This window comes from Streptomyces sp. NPDC104226, assembly GCF_055584085.1.
This window is the reverse complement of the sequence record NZ_JBVJMS010000009.1, coordinates 265,930-287,265: the sequence shown is the minus strand read 5'-3', so window position 1 is coordinate 287,265 and position 21,336 is coordinate 265,930. Positions and strand designations below refer to the sequence as shown.

Genomic DNA, 21,336 nt, shown 5'->3' with positions numbered 1-21,336 from the left:
GTGAGTGGTGTGAGTGGTGTCGGTCGTGCGAGTGGTGCGGGCAGCGTTCTGGAGCGGCTCTCGCCGCTGTGGGAGGCACCTGAGATGCCGCCGCGCTGGGTGATCTGGCACGCGGGCGCGGGCGACTCCTTCGTCTTCGACCGGGAGTTCAACATGCCCGTCGACGTGGACGACGCGCTGCTCGGGGAAGTCCTGTGCCGGATGCGCGAAGCCGGGGCCCCCGAGGGCGCCGACTACCCCGGCCGCCCGTGCGGATGACGGCTGCCCCGGCTCCTGCACGGCCCTGGCCGAGCTCACCCGTACCGGGGCTGTGGGCGGTGCGCGTGAGCCTGTACGCGGAACGCGCGCGGGAGCTGGAGGGGATGCTCGACGATGCCGAGCGGGTCCGGCTCCAGGGGTACAGGCGAGCCGCCGACCGTGACCAGTACCGGGTCGCGCACGTCGTGCTGCGGCAGTTGCTGGGCGACCGGCTCGGCCGGGACCCGGCGCGGGTGCGCTTCTTCCGCGAGCCCTGCCCCGGCTGCGGCGGACCGCACGGACGGCCGGCCGTGACCGACGCACCGCTGCACTTCTCGCTGTCCCACGCGGGGGACGCCGTCCTGGTGGCCTTCGCGGACGGTCCGGTCGGCGTCGACGTCGAGCGGCGGCCGGCCCCCGAGCTGGCGGCCCAGGTGTCCTCCGAACTGGCGGAGGTCCTCCACCCCGCCGAGCGCGCCGAGCTGTCGGCGCTGCCGGCCGGCGAGCGCCCCGCCGCGGTGGCCCGCTGCTGGTCCCGGAAGGAGGCCTACCTCAAGGGAGTCGGCATCGGCCTCGGCGGGAACCCGACCCTGACCTACGTGGGCACCGGCGCCACCGCCTCGGCCCCGCCGGGCTGGACCGTCGCGGACGTGCCCGTCTTTCCCGGCTACGTGGCCGCACGAGCCGTCCGTACGCGCCGACTTGGCTCCTTCGACTAGGTAAGGCTAACCTTACCTAGAGCGTTCCGCCGGGAGGTCCTGCCCCCGCACCCGCACACGGCGGAACCGAGGAAGGAACACCTTGACCACGGCCACGCTGCACCCTGCCGCCGCGCACGCCACCCTGCTGCCCCGCACCCCCGCGCCCCGGTGGCACGGGGTCCCCGAGTTCTCGGTGCGCCCGGCCCGCCGGGACGACGGCCCCGCGCTCGCCGCCCTTTCCCGGCCGTTCGTCCACGCGGGGGCGCTGCGCGAACGCCCCTTCTCCCTCTACCTCTCCCGGGCGTCCGACTTCCTCGTCGCCCAGGCGCCCGACGGAACCCTCGAAGGCTGCCTCGGTCTGCGCGAACACCCCGCCGCCGGCGTGCTGTACAACTTCTGCGTCGCCGCCCACCGGCAGGGCACGGGCATGGGCGCCCGCCTGCTGCACGCGGCGTTCGCCCGGGCCCGTACCCGTTCCCTGCCGGAGCTGTTCACGGCGACCACCGGCAGCGGCCGCCTCTTCCTCCGCCACGGGTTCCTCCCGTCCTGCCCGAGCCTGGCGCCGGCCGACTGGGCGCGGTCCCTGGACCCCGGCCGGGGCGCGCGCGTCCTGTCCCGCGCCCTGTAGGCGGCGGGAACCGCCATGACGAAGGGGCGGGCCCCAAGGGCCCGCCCCTTCGTCATGCCGCCGTCCGCCGACCGCCTGTCCTACGCGGCGTCGAGGATCGCGGGCAGCGCCGCCACCAGGGCGTCGGCCCGCTCCTGCGGCAGCGTCAGCGCGGGAGCCAGCCGTACGACACCCGCGCCCGCCGCGTTCACGAGGAACCCGGCGTCCTGCGCGGCCCGCTGGACCCGGGCGGCGACCGGCTCGGCGAGGACGATACCCAGGAGCAGTCCGGCGCCCCGCACTTCGCGGACCAGGGGGTGTTCCAGTGCCTCGATGCCGCGCCCCAGCCGCTCCCCCACCCGCGTGGCGTGTGCGAGCAGCCCTTCCTTCTCGATGGTCTCCAGGACGGCGAGTCCGGCCGCGCACGCGACCGGGTTGCCCCCGAAGGTGGATCCGTGCTGACCGGGGGTCAGCAGTGCGGCGGCGGCGCCGAAGGCGACCGTGGCTCCGATCGGCAGGCCGCCGCCCAGCCCCTTGGCCAGGGTGATCACGTCCGGCTCCACTCCCGGCTCCGCCTGGTGCGCGAACCAGTGGCCGGTGCGGCCGATTCCGGTCTGCACCTCGTCCAGGACGAGCAGGGTGCCCGTGGCGCGGGTGATCTCGCGAGCCGCCCGCAGGTAGCCCGGGGGCGCGGGGACGACCCCGGCCTCGCCCTGCAGGGGTTCGAGGAGGACCGCGGCCGTGTGCTCGGTGACCGCCGCGCGCAGCGCCTCCGCGTCGCCGTAGGGGACGTGCGTGACCTCTCCGGGCAGCGGCAGGAAGGGGGCGCGCTTGGGCGGCTGCCCGGTGAGGGCCAGCGCCCCCATGGTGCGCCCGTGGAACCCGCCCTCGGTCGCGACCAGGTGCGGGCGCCCGGTCCGGCGGGCGATCTTGAAGGCGGCCTCGACCGCCTCCGCGCCCGAGTTGGCGAAGAACACCCGGCCCGGCCGCTCCAGCAGGGCCAGCAGCCGTTCCGCCAGCGCGACGGCCGGTTCCGAGACGAACAGGTTCGACACGTGGCCGAGCCGGGCCACCTGCTCCTGGACGGCCGAGACCAGGGCCGGGTGGGCGTGCCCGAGGGCGTTGACGGCGATCCCGCCGGTGAAGTCCGTGTACGCGCGGCCGTCCTCGTCCCAGACCGTGCTGCCCTCGCCCCTGACCAGGGCGAGCGCGGGCGTGCCGTACGTGTCCATCATCACCGCGCGCCAGCGGTCGGCGAGCGGTGCTGTCGTTCCGTCGGCGGCCACGTCAGCCCTCACGTCAGCCGTCACTTCGGCGGTCATGCGCCGTCCCCCTCGTCGCCGCCGGGCCCCTGCGGGCCGGGCTCCTCGTCCGGCACCACCGTGGTGCCGGGTCCGTCCTCGGTGAAGACTCCGCGCAGCAGCGCGTGCGGCACCCGGCCGTCGATGACCTGCGCCCGGGTGACGCCGGCGCGTACGGCGCGCAGGCAGCCCTCCATCTTGGGGAGCATGCCGCTGGCGAGCTCCGGGAGCAGGGCGTCCAGCTCACCGGCCGTCAGGCGGTCGATCACCTCGGTGCTGTGCGGCCAGTCCGCGTACAGCCCCTCGACGTCGGTCATCACCACGAGCCGGTCGGCCCCGAGGGCCACGGCCAGGGCCGAGGCCGCGAGGTCGGCGTTGACGTTGTAGACCTGGCCGTCCTCACCGCGCGCGACGGGCGAGACCACGGGGATGCGGCCCTGTTCCAGGAGTGCGGCGATGGCGCTGCCGTCCACGTCCACGATGTCGCCGACCTGACCGATGTCCACCGGCAGCCCGTCCACCCAGGCCGGGCGCCGGACGGCGGTCATCGTGTGGGCGTCCTCGCCCGACAGGCCCACGGCGAACGGCCCGTGGGCGTTGATGGCGCCGACCAGTTCGCGCTGGACCTGGCCGGTGAGCACCATGCGTACCACGTCCATGGTCTCCGGCGTGGTCACCCGCAGCCCCGCCTCGAAGCGCACCTCCAGGCCGAGCCGGTCGAGCAGTGCGCTGATCTGGGGGCCGCCGCCGTGGACGACGACGGGCCGCAGGCCCGCGTGCCAGAGCTCCACGACGTCCTGGGCGAACGTCCGGTGTGCGGACGGGTCCGCCATGGCGTTGCCGCCGAACTTGACGACGACCGTCCGGCCTTGGAGCTGCTCCAGCCAGGGCAGGTCCCGGGGGGCCGGCACGGTGGCCGGCGCCTGGGCCCGCGCAGGCGACTGCGTCTGCGTCTGCGTCTGCGTCTGCATGCGTGTCGTCGTCTCCGCCGTCATCCCGACCCCGTTCACGAGCTGTAGGCGCTGTTCTCGTGCACGTACTCGGCCGTCAGGTCGTTGGTCCAGATGACGGCCGAGGAATCACCGGAGCGCAGGTCCACGGTGATGCCGATCCGGCGGCCGGACAGGTCGACCTTGTCCCGGGACTCTCCCGCGGCACCGTCCCGGCACACCCAGACGTCGTTGATCGCGACGTCGAGCCGGTCCGCGTCGAAGACGGCCGACGTGGTGCCGATCGCGGACAGCACCCGGCCCCAGTTGGGGTCCTCGCCGTGCAGCGCGCACTTGAGGAGGTTGTTGCGGGCCACCGAGCGGCCCACCTCCACGGCGTCGGCTTCCGTGGCCGCACCGACGACGGCCACCTCGATCTCCTTGGACGCGCCCTCGGCGTCCGCCACCAGCTGGAGCGCCAGGTCCCGGCAGACGGCGTGCACGGCCGCGGTGAGCTCGGCGGGCTCCGGCGTGATGCCGGAGCTGCCCGAGGCGAGCAGCAGCACGGTGTCGTTGGTGGACATGCAGCCGTCCGAGTCCACCCGGTCGAAGGTGGTGCGCACCGCATCGCGCAGCGCCGCGTCGAGCACCTCGGCGCTCGCGTCGGCGTCCGTGGTCAGCACGACCAGCATGGTGGCGAGGCCGGGTGCGAGCATCCCGGCGCCCTTGGCCATGCCCCCCACCGTCCAGCCGGGGCCGGAGGCCACCGCCGTCTTGTGGACGGAGTCCGTGGTCTTGATCGCGACGGCCGCCTCCTCGCCGCCCTCGGGCGACAGCCGGCCGGCGGCGGCGGTGATGCCTGCCGTCACCCGGTCCATCGGCAGCCGGACGCCGATGAGGCCGGTGGAGCACACCGCGACCTCGTCGGCGGTGACCTCCACGGCCAGCGCGGTGCGCTCCGCCATCGCGCGGGTGTCGTCCGCGCCACCAGGGCCCGTACAGGCGTTCGCGCCACCGGAGTTGAGAACGACGGCGGAGATCCGCCCGTCGGAGAGTGCGCGGCGGGACCAGCGGACGGGCGCGGCCTGCACGCGGTTCGAGGTGAAGACACCGGCGGCGGCGCGGGACGGCCCGCGGTTCACCACCAGGGCCAGGTCCGGGTCACCGGACTCCTTGATGCCGGCGCGCACGGCGCCGGCAAGGAATCCCCGGGCGGCGGTCACACTCACGGAGCCACTCCATTCGTGGGCAGGCCCAGCCGTTCCGGCAGGCCGAGGGCTATGTTCATGCTCTGCACCGCGCCACCGGCGGTGCCCTTCGTCAGGTTGTCGATGGCACTCACGCAGATCAGCCTGCGGGCGTCGGTGTCCACGGCGATCTGCACCTGGGCGGTGTTCGAGCCGAGGACGGCCGCGGTGGTGGGCCACTGGCCGGGCGGCAGCAGGCGTACGAACGGCCTGTCGGCGTAGGCGGCTTCGAACACGGCGCGCACGTCGTCCTCCGCGAGCGCCTCCGCGGCCGGGCTCAGCCGGGCCGAGCAGGTGGCGAGGATGCCGCGCGGCATGGGCGCCAGGGTGGGCGTGAAGGAGACCGTGACGTCCGTGCCCGCGGTGCGGGAGAGGTTCTGGGCGATCTCCGGGGTGTGCCGGTGGCCGCCGCCGACTCCGTACGGGCTCATGGAGCCCATCACCTCGGTGCCGAGCAGGTGCGTCCTGAGGGCGCGTCCGGCGCCGGAGGTTCCGCTGGCGGCGACGATGACGGCTTCGGGCTCGACCAGCTGCGCCGCGTAGGCGGGGAACAGGGCCAGGGTGACCGCGGTGGGGTAGCAGCCGGGAACGGCGATCCGGGTGGCCCCCTTCAGTTCCTCCCGGGCTCCGGACAGTTCCGGTAGGCCGTAGGGCCAGGTGCCGGCGTGGGTGCTGCCGTAGAACCGTTCCCAGGCCGCCGGGTCCCGCAGCCGGAAGTCGGCTCCGCAGTCCACGACCAGGGTGCCGGGTTCCAACTCGGCCGCCAAGGCGGCCGATTGGCCGTGGGGCAGGGCGAGGAAGACCACGTCGTGGCCGCGCAGGGAGGCGGCGGAGGTGTCCAGGAGGATCCGGTCGGCGAACTCCGGAAGCTGTGGCTGTACGGTCCCCAGCGGGCGTCCCGCACTGCTGTGCGCGGTCAGCGCGCCGATCTCCACCTCGGGGTGGGAGCTCAGCAGGCGGAGCAGCTCCCCGCCCGCGTAGCCGCTGGCACCGGCCACCGCGACCCGTAGGGTCATGTTCTTCCGCTCTCTCTCGGTTCGTTGGGCGGCCCGTCCGCATCCGGCCGACCGGCCGCAGGCGGGCGTACCGCGGCCGGGGCGCCGGGCGGGTGCGCTCAGGCGTCCTTGCGCACGTCTCGGGAGCCGCCGCCGAGCAGCAGCTCGCGGAGCAGGGTCTCGGTGGTGCACACCACCGCGCTGCGGGCCGCCCAGCGCAGGGCCATCGCGTGCTCCTCGGCGGAGAAGTCGGCGACGGCGTCGGCGACCACGAAGGGCTGGATGTCGTTCATGAAGGCGTCCGCGGCGGTGAGCAGGACGCCGAGGTGGGCGTGGACCCCGCAGACGATCAGCTGGTCGCGCCCGTCCGCACGCAGCAGGCTGCCCAAGTGGCTGCGGAGGAAGGCGTTCTGGCGGACGTTGGCCAGTACGCGCTCGCCCGGCCGCGGGGTGAGCGGCGGGATGATCGCGGCGGCGTCGCCGCTGTCGCCGATGCCCGGCCCCCAGACGTCCGCGGCGAGCCCTCGCTGGCCCGGCGGCTGGGCGGCCGGCTCGGCGGTGAAGACGACGGGGATGCCGAGTGCCGTGGCGAGGGCGCGGAGGGCGGCGATGTTCTCCACGAGTTCCACGACCGGGGACCTGTCCGTCGGGAGCTCCCCGACGAAGTGGTTCTGCATGTCGTGGACCAGCAGGGCGGCGCGGCCGGGGTCGATCGCCCAGGTCGCGCAGGAGCGGGGCAGGGCGGCGCGGTCGGGCATGGGATAGGAGCCGATGGCCGGCAGGCCCATGACGATCCCCTCCCCCTGATGCCGTACGTGCGGCTCCACCCGGAGCCCTTGATGGTTAGCTTAGCCTAACCTAACTCTCCGCACCCCACTCACATGACCCGTCCGACCCGTCGACAACCGGCCACACACGCAGACCCGTTGCGCCGACGGCCGCCGGGTCGGGGTGAACCCGCCCGGCCCGCGGACACAGGGCGGCCCCGGACGCGGCGGCGAGCGCAGCACGTCCGGGGCCGTCCCGGTCAGGCCTCGACGGCCGTCGCGAGGGACCGGGGGCGGAGGTCGGTCCAGCTCGACTCGATGAACTCCAGGCACGCCTCACGGGTGGTCTCGGCGAGGGCGACCGTCCATCCGCCGGGAGCCTCGGCGAAGGAGGGCCAGAGGGAGTGCTGACCCTCGTCGTTCACCAGGACCAGGAAGCGGCCGTCGGCATCGTCGAACGGGTTGGTGCTCATGCTGGGGTTCCTCCAGGAGCCCGATGGGACCGGCGAATGGCGTCGGTGTGCGGCGCGCGCAGTCCGACAGCGGGCGCCGAGCCCGTGGGGAAGGTCGATCGGGAATGAAGAGAGCCATCCACTTAGGTTAGGCTCCCCTAATTATAGAGAGCTTAACGTTTCCCCTTCCCCCTCACAAGGAGGCACCGATGCGTGCACTCGAACGGATCCTGGCCGAGGACGGCTCGGAGAGCCCCTTCGCCGCGTTCGACCTGCCCGGCACGCCCGGCACCGATGAGTTCTGGGCGGCCGCGGCTCCCGCGTCCGCGCCTTCCGGCGACGGCGGTTGGGTCACCCTGTTCCTGTGGCGCGGCAGCCCGGCGGTCCTCGATTTCGAGAGCTGGTCGGATCCGGTGGCGCTGCTCCGGTGGCGCGACACGGACTGCTGGTACGCCGAGGTGCGCATGCCCGCACGGCTCCGAGTGACCTACCGCTTCCTCGCCGATGACGGATCGTCGTACGCCGATCCCCTCAACCCGGTCCGGGCGGGCGGCGAACGCTCCGTCGTGGCCACTCCGGACGCTCCGCCCCAGCCGTACTGGCCGGCCGTGGGCGCCGACGACGTACTGCCGCTGCCCCGCACCCGGATCCGCTGGGCGAGCGAGCGGCTCGGCGGGAAGCGCACCGTACGGGTCCACCCGGTGGGCGGCGGCGGACCGGTGGTCCTGCTGCTCGACGGGGACGACTGGCTGTACCTGCACCCGGCCATGACGGCCTTCGACGCGGCCTTCGAGGCCGGCGACATGCCCCCGGCCACGCTGGTGTTCCTGCCCGCCAAGGACCGGCAGGCGGAGTTCGGCTGCCGGCCCGAGCTGTGGGAGGCCGTACGGGACGAACTGCTGCCGCTGATCGCGGACAGCGGGGTGCCCGCGGAGCCCGGGCGGCTGGTGGTCGCCGGGCAGAGCCTCGCCGGTCTGAGCGCGGTGTACGCGGCCCTGGAGTTCCCGGAGCTGGTGTCCCGGGTCGCCTGCCAGTCGGGGTCGTTCTGGTGGACCCCGCAGGCCGCGGAACTGCCGGACCCGCTGGGCGGTCCGCGCGGCGGCACCATCGCCGCCCGGCTGCGCGAGCGCCCCGCCCCGGCCGGGCTGCGGATCGCGTACGACCTGGGCGAGCACGAGGCGCGCATGCAGCCCCACTGCGAACTGGTCGAGGCCCTGACGGAACAGGGCGGCGCGACCGTACGGGTGAGCCGGTCGGCGTCCGGCCACGACCGGGCGGGCTGGCGCCAGGCCCTGCTCAGGGACGTCGCCTGGGCGCTGGCCTGATCCCCGCCACGACGAAGGGGGCCCGGTGCCCGGCGATCCGCCGGGCACCGGGCCCCCTTCTGTTCACCGGCTCACGAGGTCACCGGGTGACCGCCGCACAGTACGCCGGGTCGCCGGCCATCAGCTGACGGTGCGTTCCTTCGGCCGTGACCACCCCGTCGTCCAGGACGAGGACCCGGTCGGCCGCGTCCAGCAGGGCCGGGCTGCTGGTGATGACCACGGTGGTGCGGCCCCGGCGCAGCTCGGCGATCTTCCGTGCGACGAGCTGCTCGGTGACCGCGTCCACGGCCGTGGTCGGGTCCCGCAGCACCAGTACGTCGGAGTCCGCTGCCAGCGCCCGGGCCAGCGAGAGCCGCTGGCGCTGCCCGCCGGAGAGGTTCGAACCGCGGTCGCGGACCTCGTAGTCGAGCCCCTGGCGGTGCAGGGCGACGACGTCGGTCAGCATGGACGCCTCGACGGCCTCGGGCACCGTCCGGCTGGTGCCCGACGGGTCGATGTTCGTACGGAGGGTTCCCGCGAAGATCTCCCCGTCGTACGGGTTCACCAGCATCAGTTCGCGGACCGCCTCGACCGACAGCTCCACGAGGTCCTGCCCGCCGAGCCGCACGGTGCCCTCGTACGCGGCCGGCGGCACGTTCACCGCCAGGATCGAGGCGAGTTCGGCCGCCGCCCGCGCCTGGTAGACCGCGATCGCCGTGAACTGGCCCGCCGGGACGTGGAACTTCAGGCCCTGGAGGGACTCGTACCGGACGCAGTCGATCTCCAGGTCCCCACCGGGTGCCGGGCGGGCCGTCCCCGGGGCCGCCACCGGCGGGGCGGACAGCACCAGCGCCATCCGCTCCGCCGAAGCGCGCGCCATCATCACGTACTTGGGCATGTCCGAGAACAGCCGGAGCGGCTCCATGATGAACTGCGCCAGGCCCACGGCCATGACGAGCTCACCGATGCTGATCTGCCGGTCGAAGGCCAGCCAGCCGGCGGTCAGGGTCACCGCGGCGGCCAGGGTCGAGTTCAGGGCCAGCGCGGTGCCCGTGTAGGCGCCGTTCACCTTGGCGACCGTGATCGCCTGCTCCTTGGCCTCCGTGCTGACCTTCCGGTAGGACCGGAAGGCCGCGTGGTTGCCGCCGAAACCGTGCAGCGGGCGCAGCCCGGTGATCAGGTCGGCGACCTTGGCACCCGCCCGCGCCACCCGGGCCTGCTGCTCCTGGGTGCTGCTGCCGATCCGCTTCGACATGACGCTGAGGGTCGAGAGGATGGCGACCGTTCCGACCATGACGAGCAGGCCGAGGCGCAGGTCCGCCAGGCCCAGCGCGACCGCCGCGACCAGCACCGCGACCGAGGAGCTGATCAGCATCGGCACGACCTCGACGATGTCGGAGGTCTGGTCGGCGTCCTCGGTGGCGATGGTGAGCACCTCGCCGGACTTGAGGTCCACGTCCCGGGCCACCGGCTGGAGGCCGCAGGACGCGACCCGCACCCTCCAGTGGTGGGCCTCGGTCGTGTTGGCCTTCTGCAGGATGCGCATCCCGTACCGCCACGACAGCGACACGGTCGTGATGATCACGGCCAGTGCGGCGATCGAGAGGCCCAGTGCCCCCAGGCTCCGGTCGCGCATCGTGTGGTCGACGATCATGCCGAGCGCGATCGGGAAGGCCGTCTCGCCCGCCTGGTACAGGCCCATGAGGACGGTGCCCCAGACCATGGCGCCGACGTTGCGCCGTATGGCGGTCCGCAGGATGTCGGATCCCGCGCGGCGGGATCTCTGGACGTCAGGAGTTGTCATCAAGGTGCCGGGCAATCGCTTCGGGGGTTCGCAGGGTGAGCAGGTCGCGGATGGTGATCGTGGGGCCGAATTCCCGGCGCAGGAGTCCGACCAGGCGTACGGCCAGCATGGAGTGTCCGCCGAGGGACACGAAATCGCTCACGGCGCTCACCTCGTCGTCGTCCAGGTCCAGGGCTTCGGCGAAGAACTCGCAGACCAGTTCCTCGGTCTCGGTCTCCGGGCCGCGCTCGCCCGAAGTGGTCAGCGCGCCCAGCGGCCTGGGCTCCGGCAGGGCCTTGGTGTCGGCCTTCCCGTTCACCGTGAGCGGGATGGCGTCGACCTGAGCGTAGTGCGTCGGGCGCATGTAGTCCGGCAGTCCGGTACCCGCCTCGGCGGCGATCGCCGCCAGGTCGGCTCCGGGGTCCAGGACGAGGTACGCGGCCAGCCGGTAGGCGCCGTCGACCTGCGGGTCGGGCTGGGCGACGGCTGCGGTGAACCGGACCGCCGGGTGGGCGGCGAACGCGGCCTCCACCTCGCCCAGTTCGACGCGGTGACCGCGGATCTTGACCTGCTGGTCGGTGCGGCCGAGGTACATCAGGTTCCCGTCCGGCCGACGGACCACGAGGTCGCCGGTGCGGTACATGCGCTCGCCGGGGGCGCCGAACGGCGAGGCGACGAACCGGTGCGCGGTCTGGGCCGGCTGGCCGAGGTACCCGCGGGCGATGCCGATGCCGGAGACGTAGAGCTCACCGGGAACCCCGTCCGGCAGCGGCCGCAGCCACGGGTCCAGGACGAACACCTCGGTGTTGTCGATGGCCACGCCCACCACCGGGTCCTGGCACTCGAAGGTGCCCACGCCCAGGGTGTTGATCGTGTACTCCGTGGGTCCGTACAGGTTGTAGCCGACCGTCCCCTCGGTCTCGGCGAGCCGCTGCCACAGGGTCGGGGTGACCGCCTCGCCGCCCAGGAGCACCAGCGCGGGGCGCCGCTCCGGGTTGTCGAGGAGGCCTTCGGCCGCCAGCTGCTGCGCGTAGGTCGGGGTCACGTTGATGACGTCGATCCCGTGCTCACGGCAGTAGTCGACCAGTCCGGGTGCGTCGCGGCGCAGTTCCTCGTCGCAGATGTGCACCTCGTGGCCGTCGGCGAGCCACAGGAGCTCCTCCCACGACATGTCGAAGGCGAAGGAGACGGTGTGCGCGATCTTGAAGATCCGGTTGCCGTGCTCCGCCAGCACCGGTTCGAAGATGCGGCGCTGGTGGTTGATCAGCATGTTGGTGAGGCCGGCGTACTCCGTCACGACGCCCTTGGGCTTGCCCGTCGAACCGGAGGTGTAGATCGTGTAGGCCGGGTACCGCAGCCGGTCCGGGTCGTCCGGCGCGAACGTCACGAGCGGCTCGGCCTCCGGAAGGGGCCGGTCCAGTTCGATCAGGTCGCCGGTCAGCCTGGGTGCGACGGCGCTGACGGTGAGGATCACCTCGGGCCGGGCGTCCGCGACGATCGTGGCGATCCGCTCGTCCGGGTGGTCCAGCTCCAGGGGGACGTACGCGGCTCCGGTGCGCAGGACGGCGAACAGCGCGACGATCCACTCCGGCGTGCGCGGGATCGCCAGGCCCACCGTCTTCTCCGGGCCGATGCCGCGTCCGGCGAGCACGCCCGCCAGCAGGCGGCTGCGGTCGCGGAGTTCGGCGAAGGTCATGCTGCGGCCGTGTGCGACGAGCGCGACCCGCTCGGGTGCGCGGTCCGCCGCCCGGTCGAAACGGTCGACCACCGTGTCGGTGCCGATGTCGGTGCGGTCGGCCGGGCCGGGCACCGGCCCGAGGCCGGGCAGCGCGCCCACCGGTCCGGTGGAGCGGGCCAGGTCCTGGAGCAGGCCGACGTAGTCGTCGAGGAGCCGGCGGGCGGCGTCGGAGTCGCCGTGGCGGTGCTCCAGCTTGACCGTGAGCCGGTCGCCGGGGGTGACGACCCAGGTGAAGGGGTAGTGGGTGGAGTCGTCCGACTTGACCTCGGTGATGCCGTGGCGGGCGTTCATCTCGGCGAGCCCGTCCAGGTCCAGGAAGTTCTGGAGCACGAACAGGTTGTCGAAGAGGGTGTCGTGGCCGCTGGCCCGCTGGATCTCGCCGAGCCCCAGGTGCTCGTGCTCCATCGCGTCGACCCGGGCCGCCTGTACGGCTGCCAGGTACTCCCCGACCGTGTCCTGCGGCCGGGCCCGCGTCCACATGGGCACGGTGTTGAGCAGCACGCCGACGATGTCGGACAGGCCCTCGCCCTCGCGGCCGGAGACGGTCACGCCGAACACGGCGTCGCTGCGGCCGGTATGGGCGCCGAGGAGCAGGCCGAAGGCGCCGGTGAGGACCGAGTTGAGGGTGACTCCGTGCGTCCTGGCCGTCTCCCGCAGCAGCTGCGACTGTTCGGCGGTCAGGGTGTGCAGGAGCGCGGGCGGCAGGTCGTCCGAGAGGGACGGCGCCGGTCCGGCGAGCAGCGTCGGGCCGGAGAGCCCGGTCAGGTGCTCGGCCCAGAACCGCTCCGAGACGGCCGGGTCCTTGGCGGCGAGCGATCGGGCGTGCTCCTCGAAGGACGGCACGGCCGGGGTCGCGTCCGGCTGCTCGCCGGCGAGCAGGGCCCGGTAGGCCTCGAACAGGTCGCGGAGCACGATCGCGCGGGACCAGCCGTCCCACAGCAGCAGGTGGTAGCTGAGGAGCAGGCCGTCGCGGCCGTCGGGCAGCCGGATCACGGTCAGCCGGATCAGCGGCGGCTCGGCCGGGTCGAAGCCGGTGTTGCGGTCGCGGACGCGCAGGGCTTCGACGTCCGCCTCGGTCTCCAGCTCGACCGTGTGGACGCCGACGCGGCGGCCCGCCTTGAGGATCTGGACCGGGTTGCCGTCGTCGTCGGTGGTGAAGCCGGCGCCGACCACCGGGTGCCGGGCCATGACGACGGCCATGGCCTCGGTCAGTGCGTCGGTGTCGAGGTGGTGGTCGAGGGCGAAGTAGCTCTGTGCGACGTAGTGGCCGGCCGTGCCCGCCAGCTGGGCCTGGAAGAACAGGCCCCGCTGCAGGGCGGTGACGGGCGCCGTGCGCTCGGCCGTCGCGGAGGCTTCCGCGAGGGATTCCAGGGCGTGCAGCCAGTGCGCGGTGATCTCGTCGGGGATCTCCTCGGCGAGGGTGAAGGTCGCGTGCAGGCTGCCGGTGGCCGCGTCGGTCCAGGCGTTGACCTCCACGGCGTACGGGCTGCCCTGGTCGCCGCCGCTGATGTGCAGGGCGCTGGACTCGCTGCCCCGGCCGAGGTAGTTGAAGAGCACCTGCGGGCGGGCGGTCAGGAGCGGGGCCGTCTGCGGGTTGAGGTAGCGCAGGCTGCCGTAGGCGAGGTGCCCGGACTCGTCCGGCTGGCGCGCCGCGAGCTCGCGGGCCGCCGCGACCGGGTCGGTGTGCGCGGTGAGCCGGACGGGTGCGATGGCGGTGAACCAGCCGACCGTACGGGTGTAGTCGTGGTGCTCCAGTACGGACACCCGGCCGTGCCGCTCCAGTTCGATCGCGAGATCGGTGGGCGCCGGCTGGATCCGCGTCAGGGCGGTGCGCAGGGCGCCGCACAGCAGCTCGGTGAGCGCGACGCCGAGCGCCGCGGGGGCGGTGCGCGTCACCAGGTCGCTGGCCTCGGGGCCGAGGACCACGGTGGTGTCGCGCAGCGTCCCGGTCGCGGGCAGCAGCGCGGGGGCCCGCAGGGTGTCCACCCAGTGCCCGAGGTCCTCGGCGCCGGCGGCGGACCGCAGGGTGAGCGCGTCGGCGTACTCGGCGTACGAGGTGGTCGCCGGTGCGAGGGTCTCCCCGCGCAGGGCGGCGGCGAAGTCGTCCAGCAGGATCAGCCAGGACACCGCGTCGACCGCGATGTGGTGCACGGTGACCACCAGTGTGCCGGTCCGTGCGAGCCAGGTGAAGGCGGCGACCTCCCCGGTCTCGGGGTCGAGCCGTCCGGCGGCCTCGTTGGCGGCGGCCGTGGCGTCGGCCGAGTCCGTGCGGACGACGGTGGCCTCGCGGGCGGGTTCGGTGCGCAGGGTCCACACCCCGTGCTCGGTGTTCAGGCGCATCCGCAGGGCCGGGTGGGCGGCCAGTACGGCGCCGGCGGCGCGCTCGATGGCGGCGAACGCGGTGCCTTCGGGCACCTCGACGGTCCGGGCCTGGGCGAACCGGGCGAGGGAGCCGCCCAATTCGCGCTGGCGCAGGATGATCGGCGTGGGTGCCAGCGGGCCGTCCTCGCGGCGCGCGGGGGCCGCGGTGGTGGCAGGGGTCTGCGGCGCGCGGGTGCCCAGGAGCTCCGCGAGGGCGCGCGGCGTCTTCAGGAGGAACACGTCGCGGGGTGCGATCGGCAGGCCGAGCGCCCTGGCGCGGTTGACCACGGTGATGGCGACGATGCTGTCGCCGCCCGCGCCGAAGAAGTCGGTGTCCGCGTTGGCGGCCGGGTCGGACAGGGTGTCGGCGAAGATGCCGACCAGCGAGGCGAGTACGGAGCCTGCGGCGGACCCGGCGGCGGAGCCGTCGAGGGGCCCGGTGAGCGGGCCGCCGGCCGGCGCGGTGTCGTCCTGCGCGGCCGCCGCGATCAGGGCCTTGCGGTCCAGCTTGCCGTTGACGGTCAGCGGCAGGGCGGCCACGGGCAGGACCCGGCCCGGCACCATGTGCACGGGCAGCTTCTCCGCGAGGAGGGCGGACAGGTCGCCGGGGACCCGGCCCACGACGTGCGCGACCAGGTGGTCGCCGCTGTCGGCCACGGTGACGGCCACGTCGACGACGCCGTCGAGGTCGCGCAGCGCGGACTCGACCTCGCCGAGCTCGATGCGGAAGCCCTTGAGCTGGACCTGGTCGTCGGCGCGGCCGGTGAACTCCAGCTCGCCGTCGAGGGTCCGGACGGCCAGGTCGCCCGTGTGGTACATCCGGGAGCCGTCGTTCGCGAACGGGTTCGCCACGAAGCGGCCCGCGGTGAGGCCCGGCCGCCCGAGGTAGCCGAGGGAGACCTGGTCGCCGGCCACGTAGATGGCGCCCACCTGGCCCGGCGGCACCGGCCGGAGCCGGTCGTCGAGCAGGTGGGTGACCAGGCCCGGGATGGGTCCGCCGATCGGGCTGACGTCGTCGCCGAAGGCGAAGTCCCCGTCGGTCAGCACCCGGTGGGTCACGTGGACCGTGGTCTCGGTGATCCCGTACATGTTGACGAGCTCGGGCGAGGCGGCGCCGTGCCGCTCGACCCAGCCGCGCAGCCGTCCCAGGTCCAGTGCCTCGCCGCCGAAGATGACGCGGCGCAGGGCGGGAAGGGGCTCACCGGCGTGCCGGTCGGCCTCGACGAACTGGTAGAAGGCCGACGGCGTCTGGTTGAGCACGGTCACTCCGCGCTCGCGCACCAGCCGGTGGAAGTCGACCGGGGAACGGGTCAGGCCGTAGTCGGGGACGAGCAGCTCGCCGCCGTGCGCCAGGGCGCCCCACAGCTCCCAGACGGCGAAGTCGAAGGAGTAGGAGTGGAACTGGACCCACACGTCCTCGGGGCCGAAGTCCATGTCCGGCTGGGTGTTGGCGAGCAGCGCCACCACGCTGGAGTGCGGGACGACGACGCCCTTGGGCCTGCCGGTGGAGCCGGAGGTGTAGATGACGTAGGCGGGGTCGTGCCAGCTGACCTCGGCCACGTCGGACTCGGCGGCGTCCTGCGGCAGTTCGTCGCCCTGCACGAGGACCTTGGCGTCGACTCCCGCCCGCTCCAGCAGGGCGGTGAAGCGTTCGCGCTGGCCGGGGTCCACGAGGACGGCCTGCGGGGCGGAGTCGCCGAGGACGTACTCCAGCCGGTCGTCGGGGTAGGCCATGTCGAGCGGGACGTAGGCGCCGCCCGCGCTGACGATCGCGACGAGGGCGACGACCTGCTCGATGGTGCGCGGGACGGCCACGGCCACGCGCCGGCCCGGCCGGACTCCGGCCGCGCGCAGGGCGGCGGCCAGTTCGTCCTTGGCTGCGGCGAGTTCGCCGTAGGTCAGGGAGCGGGTGGTGCCGTCGAGCGCGCACTGGGTGACGGCGGTGGCCGCCGGGTTCCGGTCCGCGGCGGCGTCGAAGAGTGCGCCGAGCGTGGTCGGGGCGATCCGTGCGGGGCTCCTGCCGGCCTCGGGCGCCAGGTCGCCGACCGGGGCGTCCGGCCGGGTGAGCAGGCCGGTGAGGGTGTGCGTGAACCGGGCCAGGATGTCCTGGGCACTGCTCTCGCCGAGCAGTTGGCCGTCGTAGATCAGGTTGAAGCGGGGGCGTCCGTCGAGGGCCCGCTCCACGACCAGGGTCAGCGGGTAGTGCGGGGCTCCCTCGTTGACGAGGCCGGTGACGGCGAGGGTGTCGCCGGTGCGGCGCAGGGCGGCCACGTCGGTGGCCACGTCGAACACCACGAGGGTGTCGAAGAGGGAGCCGACGCCGGCCAGCCGGCCGATCCGTGCCAGCGAGACGTGCTGGTGCGGCAGGACCGCGCCCTGGTGCTCGCGCACGGAGCCGAGCAGTTCGCGCGCCGTGGTGCCGGCGGCCCAGCGGGCGCGCAGCGGGACGGTGTTGATGAACAGGCCGACCATGTCCTCGATGCCGGGGACGTCCGCGTCGCGGCCGGAGACCGTGGATCCGAAGACCACGTCCTCGGAGTGCAGGATCCCGCCCAGGGTCACCGCCCAGGCGCTGTGCACGGCCACGCTCAGCGGTACGCCGGCGGAACGGACGGCGGCGTCGACATCGAGCGCCGGCTCGACGGAGGTGTCGGCGAACCGGTCGGAGGGGGTGTGGTCCCGGGCCACCAGCGAGGGGCCGGGCAGCTCGGCGAGTTCGGCGCCCCACACGCGGTCGCTCTCGTCGGCGTCGCGCTCCGCGAGCCAGCCGACGTAGTCGGGGAAGCCGCTCAGCGGGTAGGTGCTTCCCGGCGCGTGGTACTCGGCGAGCAGCGCGCGCAGCATCGGGGGCACCGACCAGCCGTCGGCGATGATGTGGTGGACGGTCTGCACGAGGACGTTGCGGCCGGACTGCGGGTCGCGGACCAGGGTGAACCGCATCAGCGGGCCGGTGGCCAGGTCGAATCCGGCGCGGCGGTCCCGCTCGGCGAGTTCGTGGAGTTCCGCGTCCGTGATGCCGGGCCGCTCCAGGGTGGTGAAGGGCGCCTCGGCGCCGCTATCCAGTACGGAGACCACGCGGCCGTCGGCGAGGGCCGTGAACCGTGCGGCCAGGTTCGGGTACAGGGTGAGCAGGCGGGTGGCCGCGGTCCGGAGGCGCTCGGGGTCGAGCTCGCCCTCCAGCGTCAGCAGCTGCTGTTCGACGTAGCTGCCCGCGGAGTCGTCGTCGAAGACGGAGTGGAAGTACAGGCCTTCCTGGAGCGGGGTCAGCGGCAGGACGGCGCGCAGCGCGGGCCCGTCCAGGGCGTCGACGTCGGCCTGGGTGAGGCGCACCAGCGGGAAGTCGCTGGGCGAGTGGCCGCCCTCGTCGAGCGCGGCCAGGGCGGTGAGGGCGGCCTGGAAGTAGCCGCCGATCGCCTCGATGTCCTCGTCGGTGAACATCCCGTCGGGCCAGGAGACGGTGGTGACGAGTTCGTAGGCGCCGGTCGCGGAGGGTTCGGCGATCGCGTTGAACTCCAGGGCGCGCGGCAGGCGCATCTTCGGGTCGCGCTTCTCGCCGAGCTGGCCGGTGGTGCCGGAGAGCTGCCAGTCCCCCGACGCGCCCGCGTCGAAGCGGCCCAGGTAGTTGAAGAGGACCTGGGGTGCCGGGGCCGTGAAGGGGGTGTCGGCCAGGTAGCGCAGGGCGCCGTAGGAGACGCCGTTGCTCGGGACGCGGGCGAGGTCTTCCTTGACCGCCTTGAGGGCGGCGGCGAGGTACCGGGGGTCGGTGAAGTCGCCGGTCGTGCCGGGGTCCACGGTCACCGGGAACAGCGTGGTGAACCAGCCGACGGTGCGAAACAGTTCCGGCTCGATGCCGGCGGCGCCCGCGACGTGGCGGCCTTCGCGGCCGTGGCCCTCCAGCTCGATGTGCGCGAAGGTCTGCTCCTGGCCGCGGCCGCGGCGCCACCGGGCGAGGGTGACGGCGAGCGCGGTCAGCAGGACGTCGTTGACGCCCGCGTGGAACTTCGCGGGTATGTCGCCGAGCAGCGCGGCCGTGGCATCGGAGCCTACGGTGAAGATCCGGTGCCGTTCCCGTTCGACGGTGTCGGCTTCGGAGGGGGCGCGCCGGCCCAGCGGGGCGTCGGGGCCCGGCAGGGGACGCTCGAAGTGGGCGCGGTCCGCGTCGAAGTCGGCGCTGCCCAGGAGCTGGGTCCAGCGCCGGAACGAGGTGCCGACGGGGGGCAGTTCGATGTCCGTGCCCGCGGAGAACTGGCGCCATGCCGTGGCCAGGTCCTCCATCAGCACCCGCCAGGACACGCCGTCGACGACCACGTGGTGGGCGACCAGGACCAGCTGGCGTGCCTCGCGGCGCCAGACGGCCCGCAGCATCACGCCGCCGTCCGGGTCCAGTCCTTCGGTGGCGAGGGCCACGCACGCGTCGAGCGTGCCGTCGCTCTCCTGCCAGTCGGCCGCGGCTCCGTCGGCCTGCGGGATGTCGAAGCTCCAGCGGTCCCCGCGGACCAGCCGGGCGCGCAGCATGTCGTGCCGGGCGACTACGGAGTCGAGGATCGGGCCCAGCGCGTCGGCGGTGAGGTCCGCCGGGGTGTTCAGTACGACCGCCTGGACGAATCCGTCGACGGCGTCCGTGGTCCGGCCCAGCCACTGGACGATGGGCGATCCCTCCACGGGACCGGTCGCCACGTCGGCGTGGTCCGCCCGGGACACGTCCTCGCGGCCGGCCACCGCTGCCAGGGCGCCCAGGACGCTGTTGGCGAAGATCTGCCCGGCGGTGACGTAGAGGCCCTTCTCGCGCAGGGCGCTCAGCAGCGAGATGGCGAGGATGCTGTCTCCGCCGAGCTGGAAGAAGTCCTGGTCGACGCCGACTTCCTCCAGGCGCAGCACCGAGGCGACGGCCGCGCAGACGGCGCGCTCCTCGTCGGTGGAGGGCCGCAGGAAGGTGCCGGTCGTGATCTCGGGTTCGGGCAGGGCGCGCCGGTCGAGCTTGCCGTTCGCGGTGAGCGGGAACTCGGTCATGACGACGACGTGGGCGGGCACCATGTACTCGACCATGTGCTCGGTGGCCCAGGCCTTGACCTCGTCGGCCCGCAGCTCCTCGTGGCCGGCGGCCGGGATGACGTAGCCGACCAGGTAGGTGCCGCCCGCGCTGTTCTTCTTGGCGATGACGCAGGTGTGCCGTACCGCGGGGTGCTCGGCGAGGCCGACCTCCACGTCCTCCAGTTCGAGGCGCATGCCGCGGATCTTGATCTGGTTGTCGGCGCGGCCGAGGAAGTCCAGGGAGCCGTCGGGGGCGAAGCGGGCGAGGTCGCCGGTGCGGTAGAGGCGGGAGCCGTCGGTGGCGAAGGGGTTCGCCACGAACCGGGAGGCGGTCAGTGCGGGTGCGTTCACGTAGCCGCGGCCCAGGAGGAAGCCGCCGACGTAGAGTTCGCCGCCGACGCCGGTCGGGACGGGGCGCAGCTCGTCGTCGAGGACGTAGAGCTGGGTGTTGGGGTTGGCCTTGCCGATCGAGGTGGACAGGCGTTCCGCTTCGCCGCGGTAGATGACGTGGGAGACGCCGATGGTCGTCTCGGCCGGGCCGTAGCCGTGGTACATGGGGATGTCGAGCCGGGTGCGGTAGCGCTCGTACAGCTCGGGGGTGAGCACCTCGCCGCCGCACCACACGTGGCGCATGCTGTCGAGGCGGTCGGAGTCCCCGGCGATCTCCAGCAGGACGTCCAGCATGGAGGAGACGAGGTAGGTGAAGGTGACGCGGTGCTCGGCGATCACGGCGAGCAGGTGGTGCGGGTCGCGTTCGCCGCCGGGCCGCAGGACGACGAGGCGGCCGCCGCAGACCAGCGGGAGGAAGATCTCGTTGATGGATATGTCGAAGGACAGCGGCGCCTTGAACAGCGAGGCGTCGTCGTGGCCGAAGCCCAGGATCTCGTTGACCTGCCACAGCAGGCGTTCGCTGATCGCCTCGTGGCGGATCATCGCGCCCTTGGGGCGGCCGGTGGAACCGGACGTGAAGATCACGTAGGCCAGGGCGTTGCCGTGCGCGGTGATGCCGGTGTCTCCGGCGGGCTGGTCGGCGTACCGCCAGTCGTCGAGGTCGACGACGGCGGCGGCCGGTTCCGCGGGGTCGTGCTCGTCGGAGCCGCTCAGCTGCAGGACGACGCGGGCGTCTTCGATGACGACGGCGCGGCGGGCGGCGGGCCACTGCGGGTCGAGCGGGACGAACGCGCAGCCGGCCTGGAGCACGCCGAGGAGGCCGATGACCATGTCGGCGGAGCGGCCCAGCGAGATGCCCACGACCTGCTCGGAGCCGAGTCCGCGTCCGATCAGGTGGTGGGCCAGCTGCGCGGACAGCTCCGCCGCCTGGCGGTAGGTCAGCGAGCGGTGTTCGTCGACGATGGCGACCGCGTCCGGCCGCAGGCGCGCCTGCTCGCGGAACATCTCCACGATGGTCGGCCGGACCCGGTCCGCCGCGTTGTCGTTCCACTCGGCCAGGGTGGTGAGCCGCTCCGCCATGGTGGACGGGCTGATGGTGCCGAGGGTCCGGTCGGGGAAGTCCGCCAGGTCGTCCAGCGCGAGCTGGGCGCCGGACTGCGGGACGCCGGCCGGCAGGGCGCCAGCGGGGACCGCGATGGCCCAGCCGTCCGGGGCCGCCTCGCCGGTTTCCCAACCGCTGGGAGCCGTACCCCCGTTGTCGGCCCACGCGAGGACGTCCGCGAAGAGCGTGCCGGGGGTCAGGTCGATTCCGTCGGGGCTGACGCCCGTCGCCCAGTACGACAGTCCGATGGCACAGGCCTCGGCGATGGTCCGGTCGGAGTATCCGCCGGTCCGCCGGCGCACGTCTGCCAGGCGCGTGGGAGAGATCAGCACGAGACGAGCGCTCGGTTCCATCATTGAAGACTCAACACCCTTCCAAGGTACGAAGGCTA

General features: G+C 73.5%; 12 protein-coding genes. 4 read left to right on the top strand and 8 right to left on the bottom strand.

What is annotated here, in order from left to right; genetic code table 11:
* Nucleotides 1-9: 9 nt before the first annotated feature.
* From ACZ60J_RS27705 to ACZ60J_RS27695, 3 genes are all read left to right on the top strand, one after another.
* A complete protein-coding gene (locus tag ACZ60J_RS27705) occupies nt 10-258 on the top strand; it encodes a hypothetical protein (protein ID WP_469685911.1) in 249 nt (82 codons plus the stop codon).
* 65 nt (nt 259-323) lie between these two features.
* Entirely contained in the window at nt 324-956 is a 633-nt protein-coding gene (locus ACZ60J_RS27700; protein WP_469685910.1) for a 4'-phosphopantetheinyl transferase family protein, read from the top strand.
* Nucleotides 957-1,038: 82 nt separating this feature from the next.
* On the top strand, nt 1,039-1,566 hold the full coding sequence (locus tag ACZ60J_RS27695) for a GNAT family N-acetyltransferase (protein WP_469685908.1): 528 nt from the start codon (nt 1,039-1,041) through the stop codon (nt 1,564-1,566).
* Between the two features lie 80 nt (nt 1,567-1,646).
* Here ACZ60J_RS27695 and ACZ60J_RS27690 read toward each other — a convergent pair whose 3' ends face one another.
* From ACZ60J_RS27690 to ACZ60J_RS27665, 6 genes are all read right to left on the bottom strand, one after another.
* Nucleotides 1,647-2,855: an acetylornithine transaminase gene (locus ACZ60J_RS27690; RefSeq protein ID WP_469686179.1), complete on the bottom strand. Its 1,209-nt coding sequence runs from the start codon at nt 2,853-2,855 to the stop codon at nt 1,647-1,649.
* An 8-nt stretch (nt 2,856-2,863) separates the two neighbouring features.
* Entirely contained in the window at nt 2,864-3,679 is an 816-nt protein-coding gene (argB, locus tag ACZ60J_RS27685) for an acetylglutamate kinase (protein WP_469686177.1), read from the bottom strand.
* A gap of 173 nt (nt 3,680-3,852) precedes the next feature.
* The gene (gene argJ / locus ACZ60J_RS27680) at nt 3,853-5,004 is read right to left on the bottom strand and encodes a bifunctional glutamate N-acetyltransferase/amino-acid acetyltransferase ArgJ (RefSeq protein WP_469685906.1); all 1,152 of its coding nucleotides are present in this window, start codon (nt 5,002-5,004) and stop codon (nt 3,853-3,855) included.
* Nucleotides 5,001-6,038, bottom strand: a complete 1,038-nt coding sequence (argC, locus tag ACZ60J_RS27675; protein ID WP_469685904.1) for an N-acetyl-gamma-glutamyl-phosphate reductase — start codon at nt 6,036-6,038, stop codon at nt 5,001-5,003. Before argC ends, argJ begins: the two co-directional genes overlap by 4 nt.
* A 98-nt stretch (nt 6,039-6,136) precedes the next feature.
* A complete protein-coding gene (locus tag ACZ60J_RS27670; protein ID WP_469685902.1) occupies nt 6,137-6,805 on the bottom strand; it encodes an isochorismatase family protein in 669 nt (222 codons plus the stop codon).
* 239 nt (nt 6,806-7,044) lie between these two features.
* Nucleotides 7,045-7,257 carry an MbtH family protein gene (locus ACZ60J_RS27665; RefSeq protein WP_382973712.1) on the bottom strand — a complete coding sequence of 71 codons (213 nt, stop codon included), beginning with the start codon at nt 7,255-7,257 and terminating at the stop codon, nt 7,045-7,047.
* 188 nt (nt 7,258-7,445) lie between these two features.
* On the opposite strand from ACZ60J_RS27665, the gene ACZ60J_RS27660 reads away from it, so the two are divergent.
* On the top strand, nt 7,446-8,561 hold the full coding sequence (locus tag ACZ60J_RS27660; RefSeq protein WP_469685901.1) for an alpha/beta hydrolase-fold protein: 1,116 nt from the start codon (nt 7,446-7,448) through the stop codon (nt 8,559-8,561).
* Nucleotides 8,562-8,640: 79 nt separating this feature from the next.
* Here ACZ60J_RS27660 and ACZ60J_RS27655 read toward each other — a convergent pair whose 3' ends face one another.
* On the bottom strand, nt 8,641-10,344 hold the full coding sequence (locus ACZ60J_RS27655; RefSeq protein ID WP_469685900.1) for an ABC transporter ATP-binding protein: 1,704 nt from the start codon (nt 10,342-10,344) through the stop codon (nt 8,641-8,643).
* Nucleotides 10,331-21,301 carry a non-ribosomal peptide synthetase gene (locus ACZ60J_RS27650; protein WP_469685898.1) on the bottom strand — a complete coding sequence of 3,657 codons (10,971 nt, stop codon included), beginning with the start codon at nt 21,299-21,301 and terminating at the stop codon, nt 10,331-10,333. Before ACZ60J_RS27650 ends, ACZ60J_RS27655 begins: the two co-directional genes overlap by 14 nt.
* Nucleotides 21,302-21,336: the final 35 nt, after the last annotated feature.